The organism is Bdellovibrio sp. ArHS (assembly GCF_000786105.1).
Classification (GTDB): domain Bacteria; phylum Bdellovibrionota; class Bdellovibrionia; order Bdellovibrionales; family Bdellovibrionaceae; genus Bdellovibrio.
This window is the reverse complement of the sequence record NZ_JTEV01000032.1, coordinates 1-17,638: the sequence shown is the minus strand read 5'-3', so window position 1 is coordinate 17,638 and position 17,638 is coordinate 1. Positions and strand designations below refer to the sequence as shown.

The following is a 17,638-nucleotide window of genomic DNA, read 5'->3' as shown; positions in this document are numbered from 1 at the left end:
GGTGTACCTAAGACCGGCACACCGCAGAAGGGGGTTAAAAAAAAGCCATTAAATTATCTTATGGCACCTATTTAACGAGGGTTTTAAAAGGAATTACTTCGCCTTTTTCAACAGTTAGGGCTGTGACCGGACGCTCAATTTCGCGTTCAGAATTCATCGAAAGAGCCCCTAAGGCGCCAGGGAAGCGGTTTAGCTGGCTAAGCTTTTCCGTTAACTTTTCGCGACTGTCGGCGCCGGCCACGATAAGCTGGCGCAGAATAAGACCTGCATCGTACGCCTGAACTTCGATGAGTGAAGGGTCCTCATTATAGAGCGCTCTGTATTCAGCAACAAAACGTGACTTGTCCTGGGCTGTCGGTGTCAGACTGTCCACGAAAAGCAGGTTGTTAGAAAAGTTACCCGCTCTGCGTGCGACGTCTTTGGTGTTCCAAAGGTTGGTACCCATAAGCTTCACATTCTTAACATCATTATAAGAAAGCATAGCAGAGATCTGTCCCATGGCTTTCACGCTATCAGGAATAAATATCGCATCGAAGTCCGCAATGGGTGGCAGAACATTCTCTAGATTCGACTGACGCACGGATCTTTTTTTGTCACTGTGCTGAAGTTCTTTTAAACGCAAATTGAATTCATCTTGGCGAGCTTCGCCGAAGTAAGTGCCCACGAGTCTTTGAATAACAAGGCGGAAGTCTGTTTCTTTAGTGGAGTAGTTTTGCACGGCCGTGATCTGCCCGCCGCGCGCCAGGACTTCATCCCAGAAGATATTTGTGAACTCGACACCGTAGGCATCGTTTGGATAAAGGATCGCAAACTTCTTCATGCCCAAGTTTTCCATGGCGGTGCGAACTAAAGCACGAACCTGCATTCCGCTGGTTAAAGAGTTTCGAAAAACAGTCGGTCCAATTTCTGTCAGCCCTGATCTTTGTGAAAGAGCTACAGTGGGAACACCCAACTCGTCAGATTTTGCCGCCACGGCAGGGGCCGTCTTGCTTAACAAGCTACCGACAATTGCGATCACATTATCTTCTTTAACCAAACGCTCGACACCTCGGCGGGCCGAGTCCGGATTTCCTTCGCTATCCATGACAGCTAATTTGAAACCCGATCCGGGAATATGAAGACCCAGACCCATCTCAAGACCGCGCAAGGCTCGCTGTCCAACAGGAGCATTCTTGCCGCTTAAGGGAAGAATGACCCCCACGGTTTCGGTATGCACATTTTTAGAGGCATCTAACTGCTGGATCATCTCTTGCGCGCGAATGGCCTGATCTGTTCCTGGGACAAAATCATTTACCGCGGAAAAATACTTTTTTGCGGCTGAAGTGTCTTTTTTATCAAGAGCCAGTTCACCAAGACGGTACATCGCATGGGCGCGAAGATAGCCAAAGTCTGACCCGTCAGCGACTTCTTCCAGTTGATCCTCGTTCAGTTTGTTTTCGACGATATCGATGGCATGCAGGCGATTGGCATCTTGTTCTGTTTTAGTCGGCGCCTGAACGGATTTATTCACAAGGAGTTTTAAATATTCCAACGCATCTTCTGTCTTGGGCTGCTCCGGCAAAGTCAAAGCTTCGCTTTGAATTTGTTCGGGGGTTCGGCCCGCCGTCATGCCCGCCATAGACTTTGGCTTTTTTGTCGTTGAAGTCACCGGTGTAGGCTTGTAGGGAGGTCGCTTTTTTGTTGCGACCGTCGTACAGGAAGCTAAAAGGCATGCGCTTAACAAAAGTGCGAATCGAAACGTCATTTTCTGTTCCTCATGATGTGCGAGACTTTTTCCTGAAAGGCTTTTACAAGAGGCGAGGACTCTGTCGACTTCGCAAGCTCTTCAATAAGTTCTTTTTGTCGTGCTGAAATATGGTGGGGAGTATCGACAAGGACTTTGACCAACATGTCACCGGATCCAAAGCCACCTAACTTTGGAAAACCTTTTCCTTTTAGTCGGAACGTCTGGCCCGAATGAGTTCCCGGCGGAATGCGGATCATCGCCTTGCCCGTTAAAGTCGGAACCTCAATGTTTGTACCTAAAATGGCATCTGTATAAACGATCGGAAGATCCAAGATGACATCATTTTCATGTCGTTTAAATAAAGGATGTTCCTGAATGTTGATGATGACATAAAGATCACCAGCAGATGCGCCAGCCGGGGCGTCGCCTTCTCCGGCAAGTTTCAGTCTTTGACCTTCCTTGACGCCGGCAGGGACGTTGACCGAAAGCTTTGCTGTTTCTTCTTTTCCGCCTTTTTGGCGAACGAAGCTGATAACTTTTTCCGCGCCCAGCGCCGAATCTTCAAAAGAGATATTTAAAGTGTAGCGTAGATCCGTGCCCTTGGCTTGTTGACGACGGCCTCGAGCGCCAGCGCCGCCACGAGCATTTCCAAATATTTCTCCGAAAACATCCCCGAAGATATCTTGAAAGGGATCGCCACCGGAAGCTCCGCCGGCACCACCTTGATTGCCAAAGCCGCCAAATCCTCCGAAGCCACCAGCGCCACCAAACCCGCCAGGTCCGGCACCACCGCCGAAACCTTGAGCGCCCGCATGGCCGAACTGGTCGTACATTTCACGTTTTTTGGCGTCACTCAAGACATCGTAGGCCTGACTGATTTCCTTGAACTTTTCTTCAGCTTTTTTATCGCCGGGATTTTTGTCAGGATGATATTGTATCGCAAGTTTGCGATACGCCTTCTTGATCTCTTCCGCGGAAGCTGATCGAGAGACACCTAATGTGGAGTATAAGTCTTTTTTAGACAATCAACCCTCTTATTCTGGTTTCTTAGCAACCACCACTTGGCCTGGACGAATAACTTTGTCATGAAACTTATAAGGCTTTTTAAAGACACGAAGAATGTGTCCCGGCGCCACCTGTTCGGTCGGCTCGCTGCCCAGGGCTTCGTGATAATTGGGATCAAAAGCAGCACCTTGCGCGGGGATTTCGTTCACCGAATGACGTTGCAACAAAGACTTAAGTTCTTGTGCTGTCATTTCGACACCCTGACGGAACGTCGCAAAATTTTCAGCACTCACAGTGGTTTGCAATGCGCGTTCGAAATTATCAACCACTTCAAGAAGGTCACGGATAAAACGCTCGCCGCCGTACTTAACAAGATCAGAGCGTTCCTTGATGGCGTTGCGTTTATAGTTTTCGAACTCTGCTCTTAGATACAAGAAGTCGTTTTTGAACTTCTCTGCTTGTTCTTGAAGTTTCTGAATTTCAGAAGAGCCGTTTGCGGCTGCATTTTCTGGATTGGCAGAATTGGAATTTTGAGAGTTATTTTCTTCTGACATGACAGTTCCTTTCGCAATACTTAAGATTGTGTATTCGTTTAGGATTGTCAATGTCCCGAGGTGCGACAGGCCTTTAAATATCTTCAGCGAGGAAGGTTAATTCTTGAAAGACTTTATTGCTTAAAACCAAGCCTTCACGTGTAAGCGACCAATGCCCACGGCCATATTGAACCCAGCGCTTTTGAATTAAAGAGTTTAAGATTTCGCTGACTTTTTGCGCGATGTCTGACGGAAACTTTTGCGCCAGCTTTTCCTGACTGAGCCCACGCATTAAACGCATCGAAGTATGACAAAAGTCGGTGAGAGCTTGATGCATCTCCAGAATTTCGTGTTGAGCAGCAGGCAGATGCGTCGCCGGTGAAGTAAACTCTTGCCCATCAAACGCCAAAATTTGCTTTTGGTATTCATTGATAGAGTTGATGTTCCAATAGCGAGTGCCCCAAGCCGATTCCAAACTGTATGAGTGGGCGCTGAGTCCCAATCCCCAATAGGGCTCGTCCACCCAATAAAGCATATTGTGACGCGATTCGAATCCAGGTAAGGCGAAGTTGGATATTTCGTACTGCTGAAAACCGCTGGTCGTGAGTTGATCGGCAATGATGTCGAACATTTCGACCTGCTCTTCTTCCAAAGGACGGCCTTTTGACAGAGGGTGTCCATCAGGAACAGTCAAACAATAGGGGCTGATATGTTTAGCACCTTGTTCTATCGCGATTTTCACATCGTTTTTCAAGCCCGCAACTGTTTGTGAAGGCAGGGCAAATAAAATATCGAAACTGAAGTTTAAATCATGAGCCCGCAAAAGGTCCAGTGTTTCCAGGGTTTGCTTTGCCGAGTGTTCGCGGTGGACCATTTTCAACAACCGATCATCGAAAGTTTGAGCGCCAACACTGAAGCGGTTCACTCCATGATCTAAATACATTTTTAACTTGTCTTCGTTGATTGTTGCCGGATTGATTTCGATCGTAATTTCGCTATCGGGTCCAGTTGTAAATCCGTATCTACCCAGCTCTTTGATAATCGATACAATGAGAGGAGCTGGGATCAAGCTCGGTGTTCCTCCGCCAAAGTAAAGCGTGTCCAACTTTTGCGGGGTGTAATAGCGGTGCTTCTGGCGAATTTCTTTGAAAAGCAATTCGACATACTGATCCGGAGGCAAAATCTTACTTTGCTCATAAGTCGCGAAGTCACAATAAGTGCAGCGCTGAATACAGTAAGGAATGTGAACGTAGACGCCAAATGCCATGGGAGTTATCTAGAGTATGTCTAAAAAATTTCAACTAAAAAACGGTATGAAGGTCCTTTTCTTAGAGAGTCACAAGTCTCCGGTGGTCTCAGTTCAAATGTGGGTGAAAACGGGCTCGGCCGACGAAAAAAAGGGTGAAGAGGGGATTTCACATTTCATCGAGCATTTGGTCTTTAAAGGAACCCGCAAGTACAATGTCGGCGAAATTGCCGCAACGGTCGAAGGCTCTGGCGGGGAGCTTAATGCCTACACATCGTTTGACCAAACGGTTTTTTACGTGACGATCTCGAAGCAATTCTCGGATGTGGCTTTGGATGTTATCAGTGAAATGATGGGTTTTCCGACATTTGACCCGAAAGAAATTGATAACGAGCGAGAAGTCGTGATCGAAGAAATCAAACGCGGCCAGGACAGCCCGGGTCGGCGCGCAAGCCAACTGCTCTTCACCAATGTGTTTAAGAAACATCCTTACGGGCGACCCGTGATCGGCTATGATAAAGTCGTCAACACTGTTTCACCTAAGAAGATTCTGCAGTATTACCACAGTCGTTACGTACCTTCGAACATGTTCCTGGTTGTCGCGGGAGACTTTGATTCAAAAGAAATGAAGAAAAAAGTGGAAGCGCTCTTTGGCGCCTTTGCTCCTTACAAGCTGAAAAAAGTCGCGCGCACGAAAGAGCCTGCGCAAAAATCAATCCGTATCAAGGTTGAACAAGCCAAGTTCGAACAAACTACCGGATATCTGACGTGGCGTATACCCAATGTCAAACATAAGGACATCGCGGCCCTTGAAGTCCTTTCTGCAATCCTGGGGCAAGGGGACTCCTGTCGGTTGATGCAAAGCTTGCGTATTCGTGAACCTTTGACGAACTCTGTAGGTTCCTTCAGTTATTCGATGCAGGATGATGGTCTGTTTGCGATTTCGTTTAACCTGGAAAAAGAGAATCTGGGTAAAGCCCTGGCGAAGATGACGCCGGAACTTGTGAAGCTGATTGAAGAACCGCCCACGTCCTCGGAAATGCAAAAAGCCATTACAAATTTTGCAAGTCACGAAGTGTATTCGATGGAAACGGTGGATAACATTGCGAGAAAAGCGGGAAGCAACGAGTTCTATTATAATGACCATGACTACTATCGTAAGTACATGAAAGAGGTCTACGCGTTAAAGCCCGAAGACATTCAGAAGGTTGCAAAAAAATATTTCAAACCCGATACCTTCGGTCTTTCCCTGATGACCAATATGGATAAGAAAGAAGCTGAAACAATTCTTAAGTCTTTTGCGAAGGATTTAAGAAAAGCTTTGGCGAAGGCTAAGTTTTCTAAAGATATTACCAAATTCAAAGCGAAGAAGTTCAACATCAACACTGGCGCAGTTAAGCATTCTCCGACAACGGAAAAAATAACCTTGTCGTCTGGGGCGACGTTGCTAATTCGCGAACAAAAAGATACCCCCTATGTTGCGATGAAGGCGGCGTTTTTGGGTGGCGTGCGGGTTGAAGAAGAAAATCAGAATGGCTTGACGGAGCTTTTTTCGCGTAACTGGCTTTCCGGATCAAAGAACTTTACCGAAGACGATATCAATCTTAAAGTCGATGAACTGGCTGCGGGCTTAGGAGCTTTCGGTGGCAGAAATTCTGCGGGTTTGTCGATGGACTACCTGTCGCCGTTTGAAGACAAAATGCTTGAGGTCTATGCAGATTCTTTACTTCACCCGCTTTTTCCTCAGGATATTCTAGAGCGGGAAAAGGTCGTTATTAAAAATCAGATCAAAGCGCGCAACGACAACCCCGCGCAGATTTGTGTCTTAAGCTTCATGCAGGAAATCTTTAAGGGCCACCCTTATGCCAGAGACATTATTGGAACTGAGGCCAGCATTGATGCGATCAATTCCGAGCATCTGATGGCTTACTATAAAAAGATCGCTCAGGCTAAAAACCTCACTTTCTGTGTTGTTGGTGACGTCAATAAAAGCAAATGGGCGGATAAGCTTGAAGAGATCACAAAACAACTTCCCAAAGGGGAGCGTATATCCAATAAATTCCCCATTGCGGATTTGAAAAACGGCAAAAAACTTTATCACGAGCTAAAAAAAGAGCAGAGCCATATTATCGTAGGCTATCGCGGTTTGACGCTGAAAGATCCAAACCGTTTCACTCTTGAAATTATTCAGTCCATTCTGAGTGGTCAGGGTGGTCGGCTATTTATCGAACTGCGTGATAAAAATTCTTTAGCCTACTCGGTATCACCTATGCATATGGAAGGTTTGGAGTGTGGATATTTCGGTGGATACATCGGTTGTTCTCCTGAAAAATCTGAAAAAGCCATTCAGATGCTGAAGGCTGAATTTCAAAAGTTGGCCGATGTGAAGATTTCAGAAGAGGAATTGGGTCGGGCGCAAAGGTATCTGATCGGACGTCATGACATTGAATTGCAAAGAAAAAGCACCATCTGTAATGCTCTTCTTTTCGACGACATTTATGGTCTTGATTACAAAGAGACATTGGACGTCGCGGATAAATATTTTGCCGTGACTCCCGAGGCGGTTCAGGATCTGGCGCAGAAGATTTTTGCGCAACCTTCAATCATCAGCTTGGTAGGCCCTTCAGACGTCGATCTTTAAATCGCGTCTGAGGTTTGGCAGAATGGTTCGGTCGGGATGTGAAACGATTCTGTCGAAAAGCTGTATCACTTTGGGACAAATGTGACCTTGGCCCAGAATACAAAAAAACAATTAACCGTATCCCCCCTGAAATTTGTTAAACTCTTAGGTATGAGGGAAAAGCGTTCGACCGACTCAGTAGAACTTTTTGTAAGTCCTGAGGGCTATTTCCAAGAAATGGTCCAAAAGGGTTTAAGCCAAAGAAAGATCCAAACCTTTCCTTTGGTGGAAAACTATCTTGTAAATCTTTTGCAGCACTATCTGGATGCCCGCAATCTTTTTGAAAGCGAATACGCGAACGAAAGTGGGCGGAAGAATCCGACGACTTTGGCTGAAATGTATCTAACAGCACAAAACGCCGATGCCACAACGAAGGCGGAATTGCTTCGAAAGCTGGGCGATCGCACTCTTTATATCAGCGGCTTTTTCGGGGACTCTCTTTCGCGAAAAATTGTGGACGTAGATTACTATGCAGAAATCGGTGGGGCGGCTTATGCCTCTCTGGCTCACTGCACACGGGAAGATACACTGGCCAAAGTTTACAATACGTTTTCCCGCCAGTTCCTGGATTTTGTGGATGTCCTGACATATATCAGCCATCATTCATTTATTAAGAGCGATGAAAGTATTCTTCGTCTCTACGACCGCTATATGCGAACAGGGTCGGAGCTGGCGCGCGAAAAGCTCGTGGAAATGGGTGTTTTGACTCTGCCGCAAGACCAAGTAAAGCTTGGCAAGCAAGGCTGATTCCACTATGCTGTCGCCATGTTTGGCTTAGGCATGTCAGAACTCATTTTCCTTGGTGTATTGGCCCTTATTGTTATTGGGCCTAAAGAGCTTCCAGAATTAGCTCGCACCCTGGGACGTTTCATAAATGAGCTTAAAAGAAGCACCAACGTTCTGGGCGAAGAACTCAAGCAACAGGCGCGCTTTGACAGAATCGACTTCGATGAACCACCGAAAAAAAAGACGCCGCCTTCTTCTGACTCCGCAAGCCCCACACAACCATCTTCTGATCCGCAACAGATGGAACTGACCGAGCAAAAACCCACTGAAGATAAAGAGCACAAACCTTCATGAAAAGCGAAGAACTGGATTCACGAGCGCAATCATTGTATGAGCATTTGGCTGATTTGCGTAAGCGTTTGATCAACTGCGCTTTGATTTTGGTCGTGGCGACCGGAATCTGTTATGGCTTCAGCGATCAGATTTTTAATTTTGTTCGTGCACCGATTGCCCCCTATTTGCCAGGTGGCGGTCTTATCTACACGGGGCCCTTAGATAAATTCATTGCGCATTTAAAGCTGGCTTTTGTGTGCGGTATTCTCGTTTCATGTCCATTTTGGCTTCATCAAGTTTGGCTTTTTGTTGCCCCTGGTTTGTACTCTAAAGAGCGCAAGTATACTCTTGGATTCATCGTTTCAGGAACGGTTCTGTTCGTTCTTGGCGCGGCCTTTTCTTATTACATCGCATTGCCGATGGCGTTCGAGTTCCTGATGCATTTCGGGGGAGATGTCGATAAGCCGATGATCTCTATTGATCAGTACATGGGCTTTTTTACCCAGATGTGTTTGATGTTCGGCGTGGCATTTGAGTTGCCATTGGTCATTGTAGTGTTGGGAATGCTGGGCATTGTTTCCCAATCTTTTTTACGCAAGAATCGCCGTTATGCAATTATGACTATCGCGGTGATTGCGGCGATTATCACTCCACCGGATCTTTTAAGTATGGTCATGATGTTGACACCTATGTGGGTTTTATTTGAAGCAGCCGTCCTTATCGTGGGTGTCTTTGAAAAGAAAAGAGAATTCACTGAACGAGTGAACGAGCGCGAATAGTTTTATGACCAACCGCCCCCAAGGCTGACAAGTGTTCCGCCATAAGGTCAGCTATTTCCAGGGGGATCCATGTCTTTGTTGTTAAGTCTTATTTTTTCAGTAGGTATCGCGCATGCGGCAGATGAAGCCAGTTGTCCTGACTTTAGCGAACTTCGTGATGGCACAAAAATTCAACAGATATTAGCAGGTAATGGAGAATGCTTTTTCTCTGTTACTCCTGACGATGCCTGGAAAGACTTGGTCTATCGCGACCATCTTTTCACCTCTGAAGGAATGTTTATGGTGTTCAATTCGTACGGGCCTGGAGAAGAATCCAAAACCACAGCGGCTCGCGAGTTCTACATGTTTCCCCGAGTCTCGGAAACCTTTTCTTATGAGTGGAATGACGACACCCGAGAACTGACAGTCACTCATGTAACCGGGGATAAATTTGTCTTTGAATCCAAGAAGGCGCGCCTTAAAAGTATTTCCCGCGCGAACGTGTCCGTGGCTGACTATGTTGAAGCGACGAATCGCGGTGGTATCGAGATTTCGAATTTTCAAGGGCTGCTCTTGGATGGGGGCTTCAAAATGGGAAGTTCACCCACGGCTAATCCCAATGCCAACTCTGTCATGAAAGATGTTAATAATTCTGCCTGTACTTTGAAGAACACGGAAATTTTCAAATACACCACGGACGGTGAAAGCTATTTGCGTTACCGTGACCAAGCGTTGATTGCGTTTGTACAGAAACGCTGTCCAAAATTAAAAACTCCCTAAGCTCAGCAGGGCACCCCGACGAAAGTAGGGATGCCTTTCTTCTCCGAAGTCACACAGAACACTTTGAAGTCTGGTTTCATTTTTTAAGTGTTAATAAACAATCACAATTTATACCCTAGATATATTCGTGTTCTAAGAAAATCGAAAATTTATCGGGGGAACAATGTTTATAAAAGTTCTAGGTATTGTTTTGCTTGCTGGAGCTGCGCAGGCGAATTCGGGAATGGGTTATGTCACCGACAAATGTGTGTTGGCTGCGAATGGGACTGTTCAGGATGCGACTTATGGAATGGATCCTGATGGAGCCTCCTTATTTTTCGATGCCAATGGTGCCACTCAAATTTTGCGCCCGGAAAACATTGTTTCTCGTAGTAATAAAGAGGGTCTCGAAACAATCGTTTATAAGACCAAACAAATCAAAATGATTGCCGGTTCTGGTAAGCCCGAGTTTGAAACTGTTCAACGTGTTATTCATGTGAAAAGGCAAGACGGCAAAATTATTTCAGTAAAAAAAGAATTTGACCTTACTGAGCAGCGAAAGATGCGCGATCTGGCCAAGAAAAGCGGATGGAACTATCCTGTTACGAAGGCGGCCGAGACATCTTTTGAGCGCAACGGTTCGGACTGTGATATCAAGCAAAGTCTGATGTATCAAATGCCGGATGATACAAAAGTCGAAGCAAAAGTCACATACGATAAAGATTTTTGCGCAAAAATCGAACCGATGATGAAACAAATCGGCAGCCAAAACGCCAGCCAGTGTGTGGGCTTGATCTCTTCTGCGCAGATGGCCTTTGAACAAAGAAAAAAGGAGCTGGCAAAAGAGGGAAAATCTTTTGTCACTTTTGAGTGGGAAGGCAAGCCGAAGCAAGAAATTGGCGGAAGTATGGATGTTTCGGGTTTCATCACGGCGTGTGCTATGGGTGGTCAGATGGTTCCTGGAATGGGCGTTAGCTTTGGCATGGGTATGATGGTGAGCGGTGGCAGCATGATGGGGCAAGCGGGCGCCATGATGACAGGAGGCCCAAGCATCCCGGCACCTAAGGAAAAAAAATCCAACGGCACAAAATAGTCGTTGTAAAATTGTCAGACACAAGGGGCTTGCAAAGCCCCTGAATAAAGCAACACAGTTGCTCCCGCATAGATTTTTAATCGGTCAATATTAAAGGAATTGCTGCATTTTCAATGCGATAGTCTAAAGCGATGCCGACATGATTAACTGTGGGATTTTTTTCATGCCCTATGCGCCTTACATTACTACCCCAACAATACAGTTCCCCATTACTTTTTGAGGCGCAGATATTATCGTCGACGTCCACATCTGTCGGGACCCAAGAGATAGATACCGGTTTGACCAGATTAATATCGGAAGGGGAGTCGCCTAGGTATTGGCTTAAAAGGCCTGTTCCAAGATCTCCTGTCCAGGTCTCTCCCCAGCAATAGAGTTTTCCGCTCGAGGTTTTCACGCAAACTTTATTTTCGCCAACGTAAAGGTCTATCGGAGTTTCAGCAGCGGGAATCATTGAGACTTTACTTTTTGTTGGAAAGTCGGCAGCAGAGAGTCCAACATTCCCGGTCAGTCCATTGCCATTTTGACCCCGATCTCCTTTGCCGAAGCAATGTACGGAATTATCTGAAAGAAGCACGCAAGTTTTTTCTAAAGCGACACCAACCTTCAGGACAGAGGCAGAGCCAAAATCGACAGGGTTTACCGGTGTGGCGCTTTTTTGGGTTGTTCCATCGCTGGTCGCTAAGGCTCCGGTCGTACTTTTTCCCCAGCAATGAAGTGTTTGAAAGCTTGAGGCATTCGTAAATATTCCACAGGCATGAGTTGAACCTTTCCCGTTCGAGAACGAGATTAAGTCGGGAAGTGTGAAGGGAGTAATAGTGGCCATGGACCCTGGGCTACTTCCGATGCCGTAAGACTGTGTCGCCCAATCAAGACCCCAACAGGCAAGTAAATCATTCGTTTGCAGAGCGCAGTTTGCGGCCGAGGTCCAAAGTTGTTTAATTGTTGAGGGAAGATTGAGGAAGCTATTGCGGCTCTCTGTGGTCAAGCCATTCCCATAGGTATCAGTGTTGTCGTAACCAGTCTGCCCATTTGAGTTTTCTCCCCAACATTTTACCTGATCAGTATTTGTAATTGCGCAATAGGAGCTCGAGCTTCCGCTGATAGATTTAAATGTCAAGCTTGCCCCAAGATCCAGAAAAGAAGAGGCGACGATAGAACCAACTGTTTCACCGATTGCGGAATTTGTTGCTGGGGTGTCTCCCATTGAGCCGGCATCCTGGGTTCCCCAGCATTTGATTTTGCCATTATTTAGAATGGCACATTTATTAAGCTTATTTGTGGCAAAAACGCGATCAGTTGCATTCGCTGGAGAAAGCAAAGGTAAGCCAAGAGGGATTTTACCAGAGGCTTCGACGGAGTTAATACCATCTATATTGTGGGGACTATTGTAGCCTAAATTACCGCGATTCTGAGTTCCTATGCACTGAACAGAATCATCTGTGTATCGAATGCAGATATGTGTATCCCCATGAGCGATTTGATTTGGAATTTTTCCGCCAGGTAAAGTGAGCGCAGAGGACGAAGCCACTGAGCCGGCCTGTGAGCCCACTGTGCCTATCACATCAGTTTTTCCCCAGCAGCGAACACTGTTATTATCAAAAATAGCGCAAGACCGAGACCTGCCTGAAAATAGTTTCGTCACTTTTGTTGTTGTGCCGAAGTCTATGGTGTTTAACGTCGCCATCGATCCTGTCGTATGACCTATATTCGAAGTGGTTCCTAGCCCTAATTGACCCACATCGTTTCGCCCCCAACATTTAACCGTACCAGCCTCGAGAAGGGCGCAAGAAAAATAGATTCCAGCGCTGATGTCGACAACTTTATCGCTTGCTGAAAGCTGAACTGCTGTTGTGGGATTTCCACTGACCCAAACAGAGTTGTTAATGCCCAGCTCACCGTAGGAGTTTTCCCCCCAGCACATGACTTGGCCATCATCGATGAGGGCGCAGTTGTGAGTGTTCCCGCTCGCTATGCGCAGTGCTTTTTTTCCTGCACCAAAATCCAAAATGTGTAACGTGCTCATGCTGCCTACGGTGGACCCCTTTGAGGTTCCACCATTTCCAAGTTGCCCCCAGCCGCCCCAGCCCCAGCAACGTACTTTACCGGTGATGCTTAATGAGCATGTGTGAAAGTCACCTGCACTTAATTGAACCATCGGCTCGGGAAGTGAGACATCGGCTAGATTTTGCAGTTCGTTCGGCTGATCGCCAAGGTCGTTGGTGTTTTCATAACCCAGTTGACCATCTGCCGATCTTCCCCAACATTTGACCTTACCACTTTCTGTAAGGATGCAGTTGTGCTGATTTCCCGAGGTGACCTGAACAATCTTATCACTGCCGAAGCTGAGTCCATTGACAGTTGCCATTTCATTTGGGTCGTCTCCAATGTTATCGGCATGTCCCAAACCTAGATTTCCGTAGGGATTGTTGCCCCAGCATTTTACTTTTGTATTTGATCTGGAAATTGCGCAGTTGTGAGCGTAACCGGCACTAAGGACACCAGAGGATCGCGGATTAATAAGTCGCTTTATGTTTGTGCTGCTGTTGCCAGCCTTATCGATGGTTTTAAATTCAAAAACATAACTGCTATGTTGCCAATTGGCAGAATTGAACAAAGTTCCTATGCCAGGATTTTCGATATCAATCCAGTCGTTTATAACTTCGGATGTTATTTCATTTACAACACGGATCTGATTTTTTCTAACGCCGCTGAGTGTGTCTGAACCAGACACAAAGCTAACAAGAGGCTGGGTGTAAGGATTTGCAATGGAGGCGCCTGACGGCGCGGAGGGAGCTGTCACATCCAAGATGATACTCTGGGAGCTACAGCCAGAAATTGCGCCATCAGCCTTTCTAAATCGTGCAGAAAGGACTTTGCGGCCCTCGGCAGTGTCTGTTAGTGAGAAAGTCCGCGCATTGTTGAATACTTCCCAGGAGCCACCGTCAGAGCAGGTACTTCCTTCCGTTATTTGCATTTCGGTATAGCCAGATACATTCAGTTGAAGGGAGAGAGAGGTTTTGTTCGTAAACTCAGCACCATTTTCGATGACAAATGTTTCAGGTGACGTCGATGGCAGGTCTGTCGCATTTTTCGTAAGAAGACTTACATCAAGTGAGCATCCCGACATTGCGATTCCGAATACAGCCGCAACTATACGGGGACTGAAAGAACTCAACATTAGAACACCACCGAAAGTGAGTTATACAAATCAAACTATATGAATTTAATCGGAATTTTTTTAGAGAGCTTTATAATGCGAGCCCTATAATAAGCATGAAATAATTCTCAGATTTTTAGCGAACACTACGAACACCAGGATGAACTTTAAGGTGCGATGATATCGCGCACGTCACGCGTCCTGTGAAATGGCACTATTAAAAATGGGAGACCCTTTGTGGGGACCCCCATCTTAGAACTACTTTAAAAAACCTTAGTTAGCGCCAAGAATATTTAGGACATTTTTAAGTTTCCATGGGACTGCCACCTGAAGACTTATTGTAAAGTTTTTGGTATTCTTGCATCATGTTCCATTTTTCATTTGGGTTCACGTATGAAACTTGAGCGCGAAGAGTTTCGAGCGCGCCATTACTCCAAGCCGTAAGATATTTTTTGTATTCATGAGAAAGTCTATAGATTATAAAATAGAAAAGGGCTTCATTGCCCCTTTCTATTTTAGAAATCTTTCCGGTAAAAAGCTGTCAAGTCCAGAAAGACGAATTAGTCGTTGCGCAAATAAAACATTATTTGTTTATATAAACTCAAATCCATTTGCTGAGCAAAGAGCTATCAATTACCGTAAATACTATCTAAGTCTTACGAGGTAGCCATGAAAATTTTGTTTTCCATTGTTTTAGGACTTCACATTTCGCTGATGGCCTCTGCGAAATCCGTCAATACAAAACCCTTATCGTTCGCTGCTACACAAGTTTCATCTAAGCTGGCGACGGAATATTTCTATTTTCAGACAGTCTACATTGGAAATAGCAGCGAAGCTGGCGGGGAGCTAAGAAATACCGGCAGTGTTCCATATTCGGTGAGTTGGAGTACGGTAACGGCAAACTCGGATATTACTGTACTTAGCAATACCTGTGCAGGAGGAGTTACTCTTAACCCAGGTCAATCATGCTCATTCACGCTAAGGTTTAAGCCACTGAGTCCTCAAAACTCCATTTCAAAGTATAAAATAGCTATGAGCTGGTTGGATGAGAACGGCGTTGAACAAAATGCAAGTATTGACATGATATTTGAGGGTACAGCCTTGGGATATAGCGAACCCATTGGTGAAGGTAACGAACGCTATGCATGCGGATCGATTATCAATATAGGAGATCTTACCGTAGGAGAGTCGGTGCCGATTTCAGGCACTCCGTTTAAGTGGTATTATTCGTCGGCGAATGCAACGGGCTTCTTTAATCTAACATCAAACCCTAACCGAGTCCCATCGTTCAATCCGTATGGTTGGAGCATGAACGTAGTACATCGGTATAATAAACAGGATCAGAGAATCTTTTTTGGTGACGGACGCTCAGCCGTAAAAAAACATTTAGACTTGGGTGATGGGTATGACTCGGTGCTGAGTGAAAGTGAGTTGTATGTATTTGACGCTTTCGGCAGACACGTAAAAACACGTAGTCAGCTTACCGGCTATACCAAATATACTTTTTCTTATGACTCTAACGATCGTTTAAATAAAATCACCGATCCTTATGGCAATGAAACAACGGTCGTATATTCTGGAACCACAGTTCTTATAACCTCCCCTTATGGTCAAGAGACTCGCCTTCAAATAGGTACGAACGGACTTATAGCTTCTTTCAAAAATCCAAATAATGAGCAACATAAGATAGAATACTATTCGGGCAATGACCTTTTATATAAATTCTATCGTCCGAACGGCCATCATTCAACGATGACATATTCAGAAGCCGGAAAGCTTACAGAAGACAGACACAGTTCCGGATCTTCTTGGAAATTAACATTGGGACAAAGTTTTAATGATAACTTGGTTGAAAAGAAGTCAGCTATGGGGCGTATTTCAACTTATCGTTTTGGTAACGGAAATGACGGAAATGCTTTCTATCAAACCGCCGAAACCAAGCCCTCTGGCGAATTTAATAGCATGAACTCATACGAAGACGGTTCGCTTACATATAATAGTACATCGAACTACGGAAATAGTAAGTACGTAAATCTGGTCACCACCGATGACATCCGATTCGGTGACGCACGAAAAGTGACTTCAAGACTAGAGCAATCTGAAATGGGTAAGGGGCTAATCAAAAATATTCTATATTCAGTGCAGCCTACATCATTATCAAATCCATTTTCATTTACAGAGCTAAAAGAACTACACGAGATTTTTAGTGAAGGCATGCTTCTGACCCAGGAAACAAAATATACCGCCGCGACAAAAAAGTTGACGATCAAAGGTTCCGACGGGGTAGTCGTTTCAGAAACTCTCGACAACTATGAAAGACCAAGTAGCTATCAGTATGCTACAGATATTCCTTGGAGTCTTTCCTACGACATTCGGGGAAGATTAAGTCAGGTAATGCAAGGTACTCGAAAAACCTTCGATTATACATATAACTCCAAAGGACTAATTGAAAAGGTAACAAATATTCGGGGGGAGGAGACCCTTTATCAATATGATCTTGCTGACCGAGTAATTAAACGTGTTAATCCAGACCTGTCGGAAATTGATTTTGAGTATGATAGTAACGGCAATCTTATAAGTATTAAACCTTCAGGAAAAGAAAAGCACAGATTTTCATATGGACTAAATAATTCCCTCGCTTCATATAGTCCTCCGATGTTAAGTGGGAATCGAACGGATACTCAGTATATTTATAATCAAGATGGGCAGATTAAGAGCGTTCAAAGGCCTGATGGAAAAAGGATCTCTTTTTCATATGATCTAAGTTCTGGACTGCTATTGAAAGTTGAGGGTGGTTCGGAAGCGATAAACTATTCCTATTATCCAGAAAGCGATAAAATTAAATCTCTAATTACGTCTAATTATGTTCGAAGTGACTTTTCCTATGAAGGGAACTTTGTAAAGCATTCGACTCTATATTTAGGGCCCTCGGTCTCACGAATATCTTTTGATCGAGATGAGCTCTGGCGGCCTAAAAGAAGAACGATATTAGCCGACTATATGTCACATCCAAGCGTCATCGATTACAGCTATGGGCTAAACACTAAGCTTTCGAGTTTAGGGCCGATGAGTCTTTCTTATGATTCCTCTTCCGCTCGATTGACAGAAACGACACTGAACGGAGTTGTGGATGAAAGAATATATGATGTATACGGAGATCTGAAGTCTTATACCTCAAATTTCTCCTCTTCTGGAATCCCGCCAAAACAGCTGTTTTCTTATGACTTAACACGTGATTCAGCCGGCAGGATAATTAGAAAAGTAGAGACGGTACTAGGCAATACGAATAGCTTCGATTACTTTTACGACGATATCGGTCGTTTAGTGGAAGTGAAAAAGAATGATCGTACAATAAGTACGTATTCATATGATACCAATGGAAACAGAGTTAGTAGTGTTATCGGGGGGAAAACATATAACGCAAACTTTGATAGCCAAGATAGATTGCTCACGTATGGAAACAGTTCATTTGAATACAACAAAAACGGTGAGCTTCTTTCAAAACAAGTCGGAGTTCTACCTAAGACCTTCTTTTCTTATGACATTTTCGGAAGACTACGAAGTGTAAAGAACGGAAGTGGAAGCAGCATAGAAATCACCACCGACGGAATGGGCCGTCCTA

The 17,638-nt window shown here is 45.0% G+C and carries 11 protein-coding genes and 1 pseudogene; 7 read left to right on the top strand and 5 right to left on the bottom strand.

The features are described 5' to 3' along the window. Window positions 1–67: 67 nt before the first annotated feature. The 4 genes from OM95_RS15185 to hemW all read right to left on the bottom strand — a co-directional run bounded on the left by OM95_RS15185 (window position 68) and on the right by hemW (window position 4,531). Window positions 68–1,744 carry a penicillin-binding protein activator gene (locus OM95_RS15185; protein WP_041875643.1) on the bottom strand — a complete coding sequence of 559 codons (1,677 nt, stop codon included), beginning with the start codon at window positions 1,742–1,744 and terminating at the stop codon, window positions 68–70. Then, on the bottom strand, window positions 1,741–2,751 hold the full coding sequence (locus tag OM95_RS15180; RefSeq protein ID WP_041875640.1) for a DnaJ C-terminal domain-containing protein: 1,011 nt from the start codon (window positions 2,749–2,751) through the stop codon (window positions 1,741–1,743). Before OM95_RS15180 ends, OM95_RS15185 begins: the two co-directional genes overlap by 4 nt. A 9-nt stretch (window positions 2,752–2,760) precedes the next feature. After that, window positions 2,761–3,285: a nucleotide exchange factor GrpE gene (gene grpE, locus OM95_RS15175; RefSeq protein ID WP_041875637.1), complete on the bottom strand. Its 525-nt coding sequence runs from the start codon at window positions 3,283–3,285 to the stop codon at window positions 2,761–2,763. A gap of 73 nt (window positions 3,286–3,358) precedes the next feature. Further along, window positions 3,359–4,531 carry a radical SAM family heme chaperone HemW gene (gene hemW / locus OM95_RS15170; RefSeq protein ID WP_041875634.1) on the bottom strand — a complete coding sequence of 391 codons (1,173 nt, stop codon included), beginning with the start codon at window positions 4,529–4,531 and terminating at the stop codon, window positions 3,359–3,361. Window positions 4,532–4,547: 16 nt separating this feature from the next. Here hemW and OM95_RS15165 point away from each other — a divergent pair, with 16 nt between their 5' ends. From OM95_RS15165 to OM95_RS15140, 6 genes are all read left to right on the top strand, one after another. Further along, window positions 4,548–7,151, top strand: coding sequence for a pitrilysin family protein (locus OM95_RS15165; RefSeq protein WP_041875631.1), 2,604 nt, complete (start codon window positions 4,548–4,550; stop codon window positions 7,149–7,151). Window positions 7,152–7,301: 150 nt separating this feature from the next. Then, complete coding sequence (locus OM95_RS15160) at window positions 7,302–7,937, top strand: hypothetical protein (RefSeq protein ID WP_041875628.1); 636 nt, start codon at window positions 7,302–7,304, stop codon at window positions 7,935–7,937. An 18-nt stretch (window positions 7,938–7,955) separates the two neighbouring features. Further along, on the top strand, window positions 7,956–8,270 hold the full coding sequence (locus OM95_RS15155; protein ID WP_041875625.1) for a twin-arginine translocase TatA/TatE family subunit: 315 nt from the start codon (window positions 7,956–7,958) through the stop codon (window positions 8,268–8,270). Then, window positions 8,267–9,028: a twin-arginine translocase subunit TatC gene (gene tatC, locus OM95_RS15150; RefSeq protein WP_041875622.1), complete on the top strand. Its 762-nt coding sequence runs from the start codon at window positions 8,267–8,269 to the stop codon at window positions 9,026–9,028. Before OM95_RS15155 ends, tatC begins: the two co-directional genes overlap by 4 nt. Window positions 9,029–9,097: 69 nt before the next feature. Beyond that, a complete protein-coding gene (locus tag OM95_RS15145) occupies window positions 9,098–9,787 on the top strand; it encodes a hypothetical protein (RefSeq protein WP_041875620.1) in 690 nt (229 codons plus the stop codon). 163 nt (window positions 9,788–9,950) lie between these two features. Further along, window positions 9,951–10,859 carry a hypothetical protein gene (locus tag OM95_RS15140; protein ID WP_291516582.1) on the top strand — a complete coding sequence of 303 codons (909 nt, stop codon included), beginning with the start codon at window positions 9,951–9,953 and terminating at the stop codon, window positions 10,857–10,859. A gap of 76 nt (window positions 10,860–10,935) precedes the next feature. On the opposite strand, the gene OM95_RS15135 is transcribed toward OM95_RS15140, so the two are convergent. Further along, window positions 10,936–13,986, bottom strand: coding sequence for a hypothetical protein (locus OM95_RS15135; RefSeq protein ID WP_041875618.1), 3,051 nt, complete (start codon window positions 13,984–13,986; stop codon window positions 10,936–10,938). 699 nt (window positions 13,987–14,685) lie between these two features. On the opposite strand from OM95_RS15135, the pseudogene OM95_RS15130 reads away from it, so the two are divergent. Beyond that, window positions 14,686–17,638: pseudogene (locus tag OM95_RS15130) on the top strand (hypothetical protein); the annotation flags it as partial.

Bases quoted from the DNA above. Each gene is read 5' to 3' on its own strand.
- OM95_RS15185 (WP_041875643.1), bottom strand. From the start codon at position 1,744: ATGACGTTTCGATTCGCACTTTTGTTAAGCGCATGCCTTTTAGCTTCC.
- grpE (WP_041875637.1), bottom strand. From the start codon at position 3,285: ATGTCAGAAGAAAATAACTCTCAAAATTCCAATTCTGCCAATCCAGAA.
- hemW (WP_041875634.1), bottom strand. From the start codon at position 4,531: ATGGCATTTGGCGTCTACGTTCACATTCCTTACTGTATTCAGCGCTGC.
- OM95_RS15165 (WP_041875631.1), top strand. From the start codon at position 4,548: ATGTCTAAAAAATTTCAACTAAAAAACGGTATGAAGGTCCTTTTCTTA.
- OM95_RS15160 (WP_041875628.1), top strand. From the start codon at position 7,302: ATGAGGGAAAAGCGTTCGACCGACTCAGTAGAACTTTTTGTAAGTCCT.
- OM95_RS15155 (WP_041875625.1), top strand. From the start codon at position 7,956: ATGTTTGGCTTAGGCATGTCAGAACTCATTTTCCTTGGTGTATTGGCC.
- tatC (WP_041875622.1), top strand. From the start codon at position 8,267: ATGAAAAGCGAAGAACTGGATTCACGAGCGCAATCATTGTATGAGCAT.
- OM95_RS15145 (WP_041875620.1), top strand. From the start codon at position 9,098: ATGTCTTTGTTGTTAAGTCTTATTTTTTCAGTAGGTATCGCGCATGCG.
- OM95_RS15140 (WP_291516582.1), top strand. From the start codon at position 9,951: ATGTTTATAAAAGTTCTAGGTATTGTTTTGCTTGCTGGAGCTGCGCAG.
- OM95_RS15135 (WP_041875618.1), bottom strand. From the start codon at position 13,986: ATGTCGGGATGCTCACTTGATGTAAGTCTTCTTACGAAAAATGCGACA.